Below are 14,367 nucleotides of genomic sequence, written 5' to 3'. Positions count from 1 at the left end.
TTGGGCTAACGACTACCCCATGAACTGACCACCGTTGATGTCGATGTTTGCACCGGTGATAAAACCTGACTCCTTATCGGCTAAGAAGGTGACCAATCGGCCAATCTCCTCTGGCGTGCCATAGCGCTTCACTGGAATGGTTTCCCGGATTGCCTCGCGTACTTTTTCGGGGATATTCATGATCATATCGGTGGCGATATAGCCAGGTGATACGGTATTGACGGTAATTCCTTTGGTCGCTGTTTCCTGTGCCAACGACATGGTCAAACCATGCATACCGGCTTTCGCCGCCGCGTAGTTAACCTGACCAAACTGGCCTTTACGGCCATTAATGGATGAAATATTGATAATCCGGCCATAGCCACTCTCAAGCATCATCTCAATGACGCTACGACAGGTGTTAAATACGCTGTTGAGGTTGGTGTCGAGCACTTCGTACCACTGCTCGTAGGACATTTTTTTCATGGTGCCGTCACGGGTGATACCCGCACAGTTCACCAGCACACTAATCGGGCCATACTTGTCGTGGATTTCGCGGGCACCTTCCAGGCAGGCGTTGTGGTCAGAAAGGTCGACACCTGACAATTCGATATTGTTGTAGCCGTCGGCATGCTGCGTTTCTAGCCAGGTTTTGGCCTTGTCGGGGTTGCGATAACCCGCCACGACCAGATATCCCGCATCTGCCAACGAACGACAAATTGCCGTACCGATACCACCAGTTCCACCAGTTACCCAGGCGACGGGGGCTTGATTGGCCATTGACTACCTCCCTGATATGACAAATGGCTTGGATCTCAAAACATGCACGTTATGTCGCAAGCCATTGTGAATAAGCGCGACTGCGCCTGTATTACCCTAGTGCATTATTTGCGTAAAAAATGCACCAACGTAAGCTTTTTGTTATGGCTACTTAAAGCATAGCTGCACTTACCCCATGTTGCCGCAGGTCATAATCAACGGCTATAAGCCAAACGTGTTAATCCCCCTATTGACTTCATCTAAAACTTCTGTAGAATACGCCACACGTTGATGCGGGGTGGAGCAGTCTGGTAGCTCGTCGGGCTCATAACCCGAAGGTCATCGGTTCAAATCCGGTCCCCGCTACCAATATTTCGAAAGGCAGATCAGTAACTTACTGATCTGCCTTTTTTGTTGCCCGCAATTTCAAATACCTCTGTGCCCATATTGTGCCCACACCGTGCCCAATATTTTCATTGCAACTGACGTTCAAAAATTTGCGTGACCTTCAGGCACCTGACGACAAATTCCTACCCCACCATTAATTTCCATACTACGTTCTTAGTCGGACAAAGGCGCAGATTCATCTTTAGCCTCCTTGATATGAGTCACCAGCTGCTCGATCTCACAATCAAAGTAGTAGCAGAGCTTATCTAGGTTATCCGTCACCGTACTATGCCCTGGATGGTTGATGATCTTAGACAACGTCATCCGATTAATACCCGTTTCTTTAGCTATCTCGCCTATCGTAATCCTGCGCCGTTCTTCAAATTCCTTCTCCGCAATCAGCTCTTTTAAGTGATACCGAATCATCTATTTATCCAATATGATCATTAAAATTATCAAAAAAGTGTTGAAATAATCATTTGATCGTTTATATTTATAATCGAACGATTAAAAATATTATCAAATGATCACTTGATCGAGGAGATAGTCTCATGGACTGCACTTTTTTGACAACGGAAGAGCTAGCATCGCTTATCAAATACGATGCGCGTACTATCCGCCAGCAACTCAAAGATAGTGTGCTCATTGAAGGCACTCATTACATCCGCCCCTTTGGGCGTCGGAAAATCCTTTATATCTGGGAAACTATTCAGGAAGAAATGCTGAAAGCGACCCCTCGTGAGCAAGCTATCGCCATTCCAATGGCGAACGGAGGCGTATGCCATGGGTAAGGTTCGCGTCCGCCAAGAGAGCAAAAAGCTTTTTATCGACTTTCGATTTGACGGCCAGCGCTTTCGCGAGCAGACCCTGCTTGACGATAACGCAAAAAATCGTAAACAGCTGGAACAGCTTTTACAGCGCATGGAAGCAAAAATGCTGCTCGGCGAATTCAATTATGCAGAATTCTTTCCCAACAGCAGCAATTTGCAGAAACTGAAGACCCATCAGCCTACCAATACAGCTGAGCCTCAAGTAGTCAGCGATTTAGACACACCCCTCTTCAACGATTTTTCTGATCAGTGGTTCGACGAGAGCAAAATCCAGTGGCGTGCTTCTCATGTGCGCAATGTGAACTCGATCTTGGATAGCTCACTGAAGCCCGCGTTTGGGAAAAAGCCCATCGGCGATATCACCAAGGCCGACATCCTGGCGTTTCGCGCCAAGCTGGCTAAACGCAAGGGCCGCGGTGCTACGGGACTGGTATCTCCAAAGACGATCAACAGCCATATGTCCATTTTGCGTATGGTGCTTGATGAGGCGGCCGAGCGTTTCGATTATGAGACGCCGTACAAAAATATTAAGCCGTTAAAGCTGCAGAAGACGCATATTGAGCCGTTTTCGCTACACGAGGTGCAACGCATCATCGACAACGTCCGCCCAGACTATTGCAACTATTACACCGTGCGCTTTTTTACGGGCATGCGCACCGGCGAAGTCGATGGGTTGAAGTGGAAAAACATTGATTTTGCTAAGCGTGAAATCTTAGTACGCGAAACATTGATCAATGGCGAAACGGAATACACCAAGACCGATGGATCGCAGCGTGAAATCCCCATGTTTGGGCAGGTATACGATGCGCTAAAAACGCAGTACGCCGCCACTGGACATATGAGTAAGTACGTGTTCTGCAATCAGCTGGGGCAGCCGCTTGACCACAATAACGTGACGAAGCGCGTGTGGTATCCCTTGCTCAAGTCTCTTGGTCTAACCAAACGCCGTCCTTATCAAACGCGCCATACTGCTGCGACACTCTTTTTGGCTTCTGGAGAAAACCCAGAATGGGTGGCTCGAATGCTGGGCCACAGTTCAACCGAGATGCTGTTCAAGGTCTATTCACGTTACGTCCCTAATGCCACCCGTATGGATGGCTCCGCCTTTGAGCGTTTACTCGGCAACACCACGCCCACTAAGCCCCAGAAGGAGCAGCGTCATGAAACGGCTTGATAACATCCCTACTCACCTGTCTCGCACCTTCACGGGCACTTACCGCCTTACTGGGCGTGTGGCGGAGTTTGATAACGTGAAAACGCCCTTCTTAAAACTGCGGCTGAGCGATTGCGCGGGGGATCAAGTCGCGATGCTCAACCTGAACAAAACGCTTATACCTGAGCGCATCGGTCATTTGGATTTTGTCACCGCCTCTGGGGTGAAGTGCTTATCAGGCCAGTTTTTACTTGATGAGTTTCGCAAGGCGACCCGAGAGGAAGTAATTTCGCTTAATACACTGCACTCGTTGCCGCGGGTGTATTGCCCAGTACCAGCGGTATTTGATCAGTTAGTCACGACCGTGCAGTCTCTTCAATCAGAGCACCTCCGGGCGTTTTTGACGCGGGTACTGGAACGCAAGGATCGTCTTGAAGCTTTTTTGAATGCGCCGGCCAGCGTCAATTATCACCATGCCTACCCGGGCGGCTTGCTAGAGCATTCGTTGAATGTCGCTAACAATGCCGTGGCAATGCTGCGTCTTAACGAGCCCGCCATGTCGCGCTTGATGCAAGAAACGTGTTTTGTGGCCGGGTTGTTACACGATATTGGCAAGACCTATACCTACGATTCTAAAGGCAAACCAAACGCCGCCTGGAAGCTTTGCAGCCACGATGCCTTTACATTGGAAGCCTGCGCCTATGGGCTGGCGTATTTGGATAAGCACGCGTCTGACCTTGCCATCATGCTGCGGCATATTTGGACATGCGCCTCACCGGGTGCACGCTACGGCCAGAAAGCCGCCATAACACTCGCTCGTTATATCCGTGATGCCGACGGGCAAAGTGCAATGGCCGATAACCAAGTGCGAGCATTTCGTACCAAAAGCCACTGGGGCTTCAGCCGTCTTGGCCAAAACATTTTTTGGCGACCCGAGGTATCAACCTTACAGACGTAATAGCACCACGCATGAAACCATTCTAATGCCGCCTGAAGTTTCGCTTAGCGGCTTTTTTGTGCGTTCTATCTGGGTGGTCTAGCGAAAGCTGATGGAATGCCACCTTACTGAATGAAAGATCCTTACCCAGAACTCAAATTGACCAGTCAGGCAACCTCTTCAAACCCCAAGTGGTGTCTACGAATCCAGAGGCGACTCAGTGTTGTCAATGAGCTAAACGATAGATCAAGAAAGCGGCTGGGATACCTAACCCCAGCCCAGGTTTTCTTAGGTGAATGCTCATGAGCACTAGAAACCGCAGGTGCTGCGCTTATTAGTTAAATTCAGAGATAAAAGCAGCGTTACCCGATAAAATGCAATGCACCTTATTTGATTAGCGTAGTTTCCAATCGAACCAGGAGCTTGTGGTCGGGTAAGCCTTCCATATCACCGCGCACCTGTACCGCCAGAGCTCCGATAAGATTGCCACGCTGCAAAGCCTCCCTCGGGGAAAGGCCATCAAGCAATGCGCTGATAACGCCCACAGCGAAGCCGTCTCCAGCGCCCACAGTATCGACGACCTTATCAACCGGTACGCCCGGCATAGTGAAGTCAGAGTGAATGCCGCCTAGACTACCTCGATAATAGCTACCTTGGGGACCCAACTTAATGATGACAGCCCTCGCACCACGTTCTAAATAAAAGTCTGCAATCGCTTCAGGGCTGTCTCGCCCAGTCAGCAAGCGTCCCTCTGCTAGGCCAGGCAGCACCCAGTCGGCGCGGGCTGCCATAGCGTTAAGAACTTCGCGCATTTCTGCTTTGCTACTCCACAGACTAGGGCGAATATTGGGATCGAAAGAGAGGGTCGCACCAGCGTTTCGGGCCCTCTCAAGTATAGTCTCGGCGAGCTCACGGGAGCTTGATGAAAGTGCTGGGGGGATGCCGGTAGCATGGACGTGGCGCAGTGCCTTAAAATCAACGCCTTCAGCGTCTGACAGTGCCAAGTGACTAGCAGCACTACCACGACGATAGTATTCCACGTTAGGGTCAACACCGTTTTGTGCACGCTCTTTAAAAACTAATCCGGTGGGATGAGCTGGATCGATATGCAAGTGTCGGCAGTCGAGTCCTTCGGCCTCCAAAGCTTGCCGAACGAAGCATCCAAAACCATCGTTACCGACTCGACTCAACCAACCTACATGGAAACCTAAGCGAGCTAGGCCTATGGCCACGTTGGTATCCGCCCCAGCAATTCGACGCTGGAAATTCTCGACGCTGCTCATTTCGCCGTGCTCTTTAGCGACGAACATCGTCATGGCCTCACCGAAAGCTAAGATTTCTGGAGGAGCCAAAGGTTGTTTCATAGTTCTCTACCATATCGTAAGAGGTTGAATTATTAATTGCACCGTTGCGGCAGTTGTTAAGTAGCAATGCTGGTAATTCCCCATTTATCAATGGGTATAAAGTATAGCTTCGTGTATATCTATATTAAGCAACCGCCCGAGTTACCTAACAAGCAGCTGAAGCACTACCTTAGTATCACCATCATCCGAGTTACGCGCTGGGCCGACTGGGAATTCAGGTGTCGGAAGCCCGCGAACGATGCGTTGACGTTCATGAAGTGGGTACAGAAAAAAGCCCTCTTCAAAACCCAGACTGTACTGACCGACAGTGAAAGGCCTTTTCAGATCGCTTCACCCGAGCAAAGAGCACCAGCCTGGCGGTCGTCATTCATTTGCCAATAAGAGCCCTGGCTCGTGGCATCGAACTCCACCTATGCAAAACCGGAAAGCCCTATATAAACAGGGTGGTCGAACCTTTCAATTGCCGTATTCGCTAGGCACTGACGCTATAGCCATTACTCGGCCAGGGCGCTGCAACATCAATCAACGATCACCGCGACGGAAAAAATACAGCCCTAACAACTAGAGTTATTAATCGTAAGGCTGACTAATCATCACCAAGGACTCGATACCTAACTCTAATCAATCAACGGCAGCAGCGTATTCAAGCTATCCCGGGCATCGCCGTAGAACATCCGCGTGTTGTCTTTGAAGAACAGTGGGTTCTCGATACCCGAGTAGCCGGTGCCCTGGCCGCGTTTGCTGACAAACACCTGCTTGGCTTCCCATACTTTTAGCACCGGCATACCCGCGATAGGACTTTTGGGATCTTCCTCCGCCGCTGGGTTCACGATGTCGTTGGAGCCAATCACGATCACCACGTCGGTAGTGGCGAAATCGTCGTTGATTTCGTCCATCTCCAGCACGATGTCGTAAGGCACTTTGGCCTCGGCCAGCAGTACGTTCATATGCCCTGGCAAGCGGCCAGCCACCGGGTGAATACCGAAGCGCACGGTTTTACCCGCTGCGCGAAGCTTACGCACCAAGTCGCTCACCGCCGTCTGCGCCTGAGCCACCGCCATGCCGTAACCCGGCACGATGATCACGCTATCGGCATCGTTCAGAGCGCTGGCTACGCCACCGGCGTCAATCGCCACCTGTTCGCCTTCAATCTCTGCCGCCGGTCCAGAGCTTCCGCCAAAGCCACCCAAAATCACGTTAACGAAGTTGCGGTTCATCGCCTTACACATAATGTAAGAGAGAATCGCACCCGATGACCCCACCAGCGCGCCGGTGACAATCAGCAGATCGTTAGAGAGCGTGAAGCCGATAGCAGCCGCTGCCCAGCCGGAATAGCTGTTGAGCATTGAAACGACCACCGGCATATCGGCCCCGCCAATGCCCATGATCAGGTGGTAGCCGATGAAGAAGGCCAGCGCCGCCAGCACAATCAGCGTCCAGAAGCCCGCACCGTTCAGGTAGAGAATCGCCAGCAGCAGTGACAGCACTGCAGCTCCGGCATTGAGCATATGCCCGCCGGGTAACTGGCGAGGCTTCCCATCCACTTTACCTGCCAGCTTGCCGAAGGCGACTACCGAGCCTGTAAACGTCACCGCACCGATAAAGATGCCCAGCACTACCTCAACCTGCAGGAACATCAGCTCGTCGGGGGCTTTCGTCGCGACTAGCGCAGCAAAGGCGGAGAACTGATCCAACGACGCCTCAGCGGCACGCGCCGCCATTACCCTGCGTCGCTCTAGGTCTGCGCTCCAAGCCACGAACACCGCGGCCAAACCCACAAAGCTATGCAACGCTGCCACAAGCTGGGGCATTTCGGTCATCTCGACCTTCCCCGCCACATAGGCACCAATACCCGCGCCGATTAGCATCATCGGAATAAGCCACCAGTAGCCGCCGATACCGGGGCCGAGGGCCGTGAAGAACACCGCCACCGCCATACCCACGATGCCATACCATACGGCCCGCTTGGCTTTTTCCTGGTTGCTTAACCCGCCTAACGACAGAATAAACAGTACGCTCGCCGCGATTGCCGCGGCAGATACGAATCCTTGACCTAACATATCGTCTCTCCGCCGCTTAGGATTTTTGGAACATGGCCAGCATCCGGCGTGTCACCAGGAAGCCACCCACGATATTGATTGACGCGATCAGTACTGAGATCGCCGCCAGCACGCTCACCACTGCGCTGCCGGAGCCAATCTGCAGAATCGCCCCCAAAATAATGATGCCCGAAATCGCATTGGTCACCGCCATCAAGGGCGTGTGTAGCGAGTGGCTTACTTTCCAAATCACCTGGAAGCCGATAAAACATGCCAGCACAAAGACAATAAAGTGCTGCATAAAGGACGCTGGCGCCACTTGGCCCAGCAGCAGCATCAATACACCGCCGATGGCCAGTAGGCTCACCTGACGCTTGGTTTGCGCTTTGAAGGTGGCTAGCTCCGCGGCCTTTTTCTCTTCCGGCGTCGGCTCTTTCTCTTTTTTCTTCGGCTTAGCGGCCGCAATCGCTTTAACTTTCGGCGGTGGCGGCGGGAAGGTGATTTCGCCTTCGTGCGTCACCGTGGCGCCCCGAATCACGTCGTCTTCCATATTGTGATTGATCACGCCCTCTTTCTCGGGGGTGAGATCGGTCAGCATATGGCGAATATTGGTGGCGTAAAGCAGCGATGACTGCGTTGCCATGCGTGAAGGGAAATCCGTGTAGCCCACCACTACAACACCGTTATCGCTGACAACGCGCTCATCTGGCTTGGTGAGATCGCAGTTGCCGCCCTTCTCGGCGGCTAAGTCGATAACCACCGAACCCGGCTTCATAGCCGCCACCATATCTTCCAGCCACAGCTTGGGCGCGGGGCGGCCGGGGATCAGCGCGGTGGTGATGACAATATCGACATCGGCGGCCTGTTCGCGGAAGCACGCCAGCTGCTTTTCACGGAACTCGGGGCTGGAGGGCGACGCATAGCCACCGCTTTCTGAGCCATCCTGGCTATCTTCGAAATCGAGAAACAGAAACTCCGCACCCATCGACTCGATTTGCTCGGAGACTTCGGGGCGTACATCAAAGGCGCGTACCACGGCGCCCAGGCTGGTGGCGGTGCCAATGGCCGAGAGCCCGGCAACGCCTGCGCCAATCACCAGCACTTTAGCGGGCGGCACTTTACCGGCGGCGGTGACCTGGCCGGTAAAGAAGCGGCCAAAATTATTGCCGGCTTCAACTACCGCGCGGTAACCGGCGATATTGGCCATGGAGGAGAGCGCGTCCATTTTCTGGGCCCGGGAAATCCGCGGCACCATGTCCATGGCGATTACGCTGGCGCCTTGTGCCTTGCATTTTTCCAGCAGCGCTTCGTTTTGCGCGGGCCAGAAGAAGGCTATGAGGGTTTGGCCTTGGCGCAGGCGCGCGGCCTCATCATCGGAAGGCTCGCGGACTTTAATGACCACATCAGTGTCATTCCAGAGCGCGTCGGCTCCTTCCACTACGGTAACGCCCGCATCACGATAAGTGTCGTCATTAAAGCCCGCCGCTAGTCCAGCGCCGGATTCTACTAAGCACTCGTGGCCTAGCTTCTGAATTTGCTTGGCGCTCTCGGGGGTTAGCGCGACCCGCGCTTCCCCCCGGGCACTCTCTTTCGGGGCACCTATTTTCACTCGCGTTCTCCCTTGCCTGATCTTTCTGCAGCGCCACTGCTCGGTCCTTGGCGCTGCACCTTAAACGGCGTCATGCCTTCAAACTGTTACTGAATACTTCCACTTTCCAAGGTAGAGAAAACAACCTTCGTATAATCACCGTTGGCGAGGTCAGTTTCCCAATTGCCGGTACCTGCACAAGCCCCAGAGTCAGGCCTCGTATTGCATTGGTTGTAGGAGCCTGCTTTGAAGTACATTCCTTCTCCCGCGTATCCTTCAGGATTGTCTTTGGTATCTGCGTTGCCGTTACTGTTTACATTGTCAGCAAGGTTCTGTTCAAAAGTTCGCGTCGGATGACCATCTGAAAGGAAGGTCAAGTGCATGATGTCGCCTTTGATCTCAACGCGATAACTAAAGCTTTCGCCTAGAGCAATGCCTTCTTCATTCGGGTTGGTATTGTTGCTCCAATCATTGCCCCATACGGCATGACTTATATCGGTGCGGTCAGCGTCTTCTTTTGCGAGATTTCTCTCATAATTCCAAAACACAGACCCAGTCGCTTGATTGGGAAGTTTCTTGTAATAGATCTTTAATGGCTCGTTACCATGCCCGAAGCCGCTACCTGATTGAATGGCATCTTCATCTTTGAGGGCGTGGATCTGCCCTACCACCACTGAATAAGCAGACTGCCTTTCAGGATTTTCAGTACGTTCGGCGACGTGCTCTACCCGAAGGGTAGCCTCAAGATATCCACCTATTTGGGCAAAGCTTTCCGCTTCAGGGTGAGAGGCAAGGGAGAAGTTGTTCGCTGGGTCTTTAGTCCCGATACTATCATTTTCTCCACGGAGCATCTGACGAAGCTCGGTGCGTGAATTACTGGAGTTGGGAGTGGTAAATGCACTATTAGGCGTTACGAATACCAAGTTGCTATCGTCATCTAGATGGAAATAGTCAGGGTGAACGTAGGACTGCAGTTCAGCTACCGGCACCTCATCAACGTTTCCATCGTTGTTAGCATCCATGGGAAGTGTAATTTTCCAGTTTCCGAGGTCAAACACTTCTGCTGGGATGGCGTCATTCGCTAGCGCCGAGGAAGTCATGCTAAAGGTGACAAAGGTTGCCACTATAGTTTTGAGAACGGAGTGATGATGCGTTTTATTACGTAGTAACATAATTTTAATCCTTTTGTTCTGGTTGTTAAGTTGAGGCGATTACCACAATTAATATGCTAACCGCATACAAAACTAGAGCAACGTTTCAAAAAAATCAAATGTTTTAAATAAAAATAAAACGCTATTTTACATAAATAATTTTATGATACTCGAAGCATAATCGCGCCATTATATCCGTAAGCCTATTTCATGTGACGTGACGAGGCATGGGTTGCTATAACCCTATCTCTAATTAAAAACAAACTAATCATCGGCAATATTAATGATTATAAATTTTAAAATTTAGGCTCTTAATAATCTTGATATCCCTAGCTGTAACGTGACCACAACGATGAAGAAACTCGCACCCAGTATATGATCTGAAATGGCGGCAAGCACAAGGGAGGCCAATGCCGAACATATAACAATTCTTGGCATTAGATGACGCGAGTGACCGGAACTGCCTGCTACATTCTGTGCAGCTACTGGTTGTTTAAGCCGACTAAAGAGTAGGTCGACATCAGACTGACGCGCAAAACTTCTTACTGGATCATAAATATGCTTCGCTAAAAAAATAAAGCTAAGTACTGATACAATTTGAATAAACAGTGAAACAGCTAGCTTGATATCCACTAATTGACTTTGCTCAATTGAAGCATTGCCTAACCAAAGGAAAATCGCTTCAATATCGAGGAATATGTAAGTACAAATAGTAGATACCAACCCCACTACTACCCCTCCCCACCCAGCCCAGTCTGGCGCGCCCGTTTTCACAATTGCCAACATAGCTGGAAGAGCCAACGGCATTTGAAAGAGCACTCCAAATAGCACCATAATCTCAAAGAGGCTAAGATGTTGCACATAGCCTAAAAGAACCGCTAGTAGTAAAATCAAACATCCTTGCATAACACCGAATGCACGGCCTATATTAACCAATCTATGGCCTAGCCTATTCGACGATATTAACAAAGGAGAGAGTAAACTAATGACCACTCCTGCATCACGATTGAGCGATGTAGTAATGGGAGCCACCGTCACCGCAAGCATTGCCGCTACCACTAAACCAAGCACACCCGAAGGTAAGTACTCCTGTATAAAATATACATATGCTGCATTAGCTGCATTGTCTCCCAAATTGGGATATATAGAGACAAGATCGACGCCTAACCGACCAACCAGCCAAGGTGGGATAAACCACGTGACAGGCCCTATGATAAACAGCACTGCAGCGAGCGCCGCTGCTCTGCGCGCTTCATGATCGCCGTTGGTAGTCAGAAAGCGATAACTCGACGTAGCGTTATTAATACTTATAAATTGCTTAACCAACATGGCTAAAGACCAGATCACCATGATCGTAATACTATAGTCGTCAGAACCGATCCAAAAGCCCTTCTCGTTAACAACGATCGGCGTACTGGTATCCGCTGAAAACCAAAGCCCGAAGCCACCGATAACAAAAGTCAGCACAGCTAACTGAATCATTTGAATAAAATTATTAGCAGAAACGACCCACACGCCACCGACCAAGCTGACCACTATAATGACGCATCCGATAGCAACCGATACTAGCGAAACTTGGACACCGAGAACCGCCCCTAAGAAGAGAGACACACCATACAAAGCGATAGAGGCCGTCATCAGTGTCAGAAAGATCTGGCTAACCACATAAAAAATCTGCGTTAATTTCCCGTAGCGAAGATGAATGATTTCTGAATAGGTAGAGACTCTCAAGCGCCTGAATCTTTGCGCAAAATATATAGCAGCCAAGAGAAAACCAAAGGCATTCCCCCAGAAAATCATCAGTACAGAAAAGCCATCTTCGTAAGCCTTTTGTGCAGCGCCGGTGAAAGTCCAGGCAGAAAACTGTGTCATGAAGGCTGTACTCCCAGCCATCCACCACGGAACCCTGCCCCCACCTCGAACAAAACCATCAGGGGTTTCCGCACGCCGCCTATAGGCTATTACTGTTACCACAATTAAAGCGATAGAAAAGAGTAGCGCAACCTTGTCTACAACCGACATGATCTATAACTCTCCCTATCACTATGTATATTTGATAAACATAAGGCTTATTGCAGCGCCGGAAACCATGGTCTTTATATCGATCTTCCACTACTTGAGTAGATCAATCAGTAGTAAAATTTGACACCTACACGACTTCTCAATTGACGAGTATCGGTATCAGATCCTACACCAACATCCGATATATCAAAGTACGGCATCCAGGCACCGAATCGGCGACCTGCACCAATTTGGGCATCGTAGGACGTTCTACTATTATCGAAGATGTTTCTATCTTCGTTATGGTTATAGTTCGCTTCGAACCAATAGCGATATGGCCCCTGGCTATAATCCATCTTAAAAGTAATTTTATTCAGTACGTAGTCATCACTAGAGTTTTCGCTATAGCTGGTGAACTGACGGCGATAACGCAAGGAGGTTGTAAGAGGAATATCATCAGCTCGGTAGCCAACACGCAGCTGTGGTTTTAGACTATAGTTACCATCACCAAAAGCGATCGGCATACCTGGCTGAATATACCAATTGTCATCCAGCGAATGCCTAATACCCCAGTCAATTTCACTATCTCCTCGTCCTAGGTCAGAGAATGCGTCTTGACTACCATCTTCTCTCCTGTCACCAGAAAATTTCGCCTCCAGGCCATAATAAAACATACCGATAGAGTCACTAACTTTAACCCTGCTGGCATGCTGATCGGTGTGATGCTTCAACTCATGCCGGAAATCTAACGTTACCGCACTTGCACTAGTAGATAACATAAGCCCGACTGTTGCCAGACCCCATAAAAATTTCTTTTTCATTTGAATTTCCTTTTATCTATTATATTTATTGCTTAAAAACAGAGACGTTATTGTTCAGACAAGGGATATAGGAGTTCGACATCCCGCTCTGACCAAATCTCTGCAAGGTTGTCTTCAACCGTAAAATCACTGAAATCACCACTATCAGATAGGGCTAAGAGATCCTCATCTCCAGCCCCCAAACCCGCCTTTCGATAGATAGACATCATGCGTAATGTGCGTGGTTCAGACGTTGTTGGCCATGGCCAATGATCAGCTCGATCGTTGTAATTCGCTAGAAGATGAATACCATCGATTAGGCTACCACTCTCTGGTATAGAGTAATCCCAATATGCAAGTGAATACTTATCAGCTAGCTGTGCCAGAAAACTATGGGCGTCGATATTGAAGTAGCTGTAATGGTAAGTACGTGTCCTTTCCAACTCATGGGGCTGGGAACCATCAACCGAAAACTGTAAACCAATCCTCTCTCGCCCATTCAAGACCCACTCATGAGCCACTTCTTCATTATTTAAAAAAGCGGCGATACTCGCTACCTGTACGTCATACCAAGTACCATGGTTATTCTCTGAACGAGATTCAGCCATGCCCAGTTCGCTGGTTAGTAGCCAATCTAAATAATCAGAATACCAGGCATCAAGTGCTTCAGAATCTTCAGTGCTTAAGTAGCCTGTTTCTTCGAGAATCGCGATGCTGTCAAGCAATCTGGTCGCCAATGAGCGACTATCAATAATGCCGCCACGCCGTCCATCCGCCACCCCAGGAACGCCTTGCGCGTAATTCATATTGGGGTTCATACGAGAATCGCTGTTAATAAACCAAGTACGTAAGTATTCGACGGCTCTTTCAGAGTACTCCTCACGTTGTGAGAAGTATCCTGCCAGAGCTAATGCTCTGACTGAACGAGTAAAATGTCCAATACGACGAGAGTCGGTTTCACCCGTCTTAGAGGCTGGATTGACATCGCCATCCTTACGGATCCAGGGCAACCCATCTTCCTTCGATGTGTCTGGCCACCAGTAAGGGCTAATACTCATGTAGTCGTTACGGCTTCCGCTGGGCGGAACCATACCTTTATTAGTCACACTAAAAGGGCCTGCCTCCATTGCATAGGAAGCCTCTTCTAGTAAACGCTCGTAGCTGCGCTTAACATTCGAGTTATCATCGCTGGCTGCAACACTTGCCCGTGATGCTTCTAAAACGTCTAAGGACATAAAGACTGGCTCACGGGCTTGAGCCGTACTCGATATTAAAATTGCCGCTAAGGCAGCGCTCGTATAAATTGTACTTGTATTTTTTAATTGCATTCTTATTTCCTATTAATAGCTAAATTAGCTCACTTTTTGTTATGTGAAAAA

General features: G+C 49.8%; 12 protein-coding genes and 1 tRNA gene. 4 read left to right on the top strand and 9 right to left on the bottom strand.

The genetic code is table 11. From position 1 onward, the window contains the following. Positions 1–12: 12 nt before the first annotated feature. The gene (gene phbB, locus ACFIOZ_RS02245) at positions 13–759 is read right to left on the bottom strand and encodes an acetoacetyl-CoA reductase (protein WP_088698736.1); all 747 of its coding nucleotides are present in this window, start codon (positions 757–759) and stop codon (positions 13–15) included. Positions 760–1,030: 271 nt separating this feature from the next. On the opposite strand from phbB, the gene ACFIOZ_RS02240 reads away from it, so the two are divergent. Beyond that, positions 1,031–1,107 (top strand) — tRNA-Met (locus ACFIOZ_RS02240). Positions 1,108–1,299: 192 nt separating this feature from the next. Here ACFIOZ_RS02240 and ACFIOZ_RS02235 read toward each other — a convergent pair. Then, positions 1,300–1,551: a helix-turn-helix domain-containing protein gene (locus ACFIOZ_RS02235; protein ID WP_386081968.1), complete on the bottom strand. Its 252-nt coding sequence runs from the start codon at positions 1,549–1,551 to the stop codon at positions 1,300–1,302. Positions 1,552–1,676: 125 nt separating this feature from the next. On the opposite strand from ACFIOZ_RS02235, the gene ACFIOZ_RS02230 reads away from it, so the two are divergent. Genes ACFIOZ_RS02230 through ACFIOZ_RS02220 form a run of 3 tightly spaced genes read left to right on the top strand, consistent with a single transcriptional unit; the run spans position 1,677 to position 4,066 of the window. Next, positions 1,677–1,916, top strand: coding sequence for a hypothetical protein (locus ACFIOZ_RS02230; RefSeq protein ID WP_386081966.1), 240 nt, complete (start codon positions 1,677–1,679; stop codon positions 1,914–1,916). Continuing rightward, positions 1,909–3,129: a tyrosine-type recombinase/integrase gene (locus ACFIOZ_RS02225; RefSeq protein WP_386081965.1), complete on the top strand. Its 1,221-nt coding sequence runs from the start codon at positions 1,909–1,911 to the stop codon at positions 3,127–3,129. Before ACFIOZ_RS02230 ends, ACFIOZ_RS02225 begins: the two co-directional genes overlap by 8 nt. Then, on the top strand, positions 3,116–4,066 hold the full coding sequence (locus ACFIOZ_RS02220) for a TraI domain-containing protein (RefSeq protein ID WP_386081964.1): 951 nt from the start codon (positions 3,116–3,118) through the stop codon (positions 4,064–4,066). Before ACFIOZ_RS02225 ends, ACFIOZ_RS02220 begins: the two co-directional genes overlap by 14 nt. A 365-nt stretch (positions 4,067–4,431) precedes the next feature. Here the strand turns inward: ACFIOZ_RS02220 and ACFIOZ_RS02215 are convergent, their stop codons facing one another. The 7 genes from ACFIOZ_RS02215 to ACFIOZ_RS02185 all read right to left on the bottom strand — a co-directional run bounded on the left by ACFIOZ_RS02215 (position 4,432) and on the right by ACFIOZ_RS02185 (position 14,316). Next, the gene (locus ACFIOZ_RS02215) at positions 4,432–5,409 is read right to left on the bottom strand and encodes a sugar kinase (RefSeq protein ID WP_386081961.1); all 978 of its coding nucleotides are present in this window, start codon (positions 5,407–5,409) and stop codon (positions 4,432–4,434) included. 617 nt (positions 5,410–6,026) lie between these two features. Next, positions 6,027–7,469, bottom strand: a complete 1,443-nt coding sequence (locus ACFIOZ_RS02210; RefSeq protein ID WP_386081959.1) for an NAD(P)(+) transhydrogenase (Re/Si-specific) subunit beta — start codon at positions 7,467–7,469, stop codon at positions 6,027–6,029. A gap of 16 nt (positions 7,470–7,485) precedes the next feature. Next, positions 7,486–9,057 carry a Re/Si-specific NAD(P)(+) transhydrogenase subunit alpha gene (locus ACFIOZ_RS02205; RefSeq protein ID WP_386081957.1) on the bottom strand — a complete coding sequence of 524 codons (1,572 nt, stop codon included), beginning with the start codon at positions 9,055–9,057 and terminating at the stop codon, positions 7,486–7,488. Positions 9,058–9,143: 86 nt separating this feature from the next. Next, positions 9,144–10,208, bottom strand: coding sequence for a polysaccharide lyase family 7 protein (locus ACFIOZ_RS02200; RefSeq protein ID WP_386081955.1), 1,065 nt, complete (start codon positions 10,206–10,208; stop codon positions 9,144–9,146). Between the two features lie 282 nt (positions 10,209–10,490). Beyond that, on the bottom strand, positions 10,491–12,209 hold the full coding sequence (locus tag ACFIOZ_RS02195; RefSeq protein ID WP_386081953.1) for a sodium:solute symporter family transporter: 1,719 nt from the start codon (positions 12,207–12,209) through the stop codon (positions 10,491–10,493). Between the two features lie 107 nt (positions 12,210–12,316). Then, the gene (locus ACFIOZ_RS02190) at positions 12,317–13,009 is read right to left on the bottom strand and encodes an oligogalacturonate-specific porin KdgM family protein (RefSeq protein WP_386081951.1); all 693 of its coding nucleotides are present in this window, start codon (positions 13,007–13,009) and stop codon (positions 12,317–12,319) included. Between the two features lie 47 nt (positions 13,010–13,056). After that, entirely contained in the window at positions 13,057–14,316 is a 1,260-nt protein-coding gene (locus ACFIOZ_RS02185; protein WP_386081949.1) for an alginate lyase family protein, read from the bottom strand. Between the last annotated feature and the right edge of the window lie 51 nt (positions 14,317–14,367).

Source organism: Vreelandella sp. F11 (assembly GCF_042466685.1).
In the GTDB taxonomy this organism is placed as follows: domain Bacteria; phylum Pseudomonadota; class Gammaproteobacteria; order Pseudomonadales; family Halomonadaceae; genus Vreelandella.
Note: the sequence above shows the minus strand (reverse complement) of the source record. Positions and strands in the feature narration are given on the sequence as shown.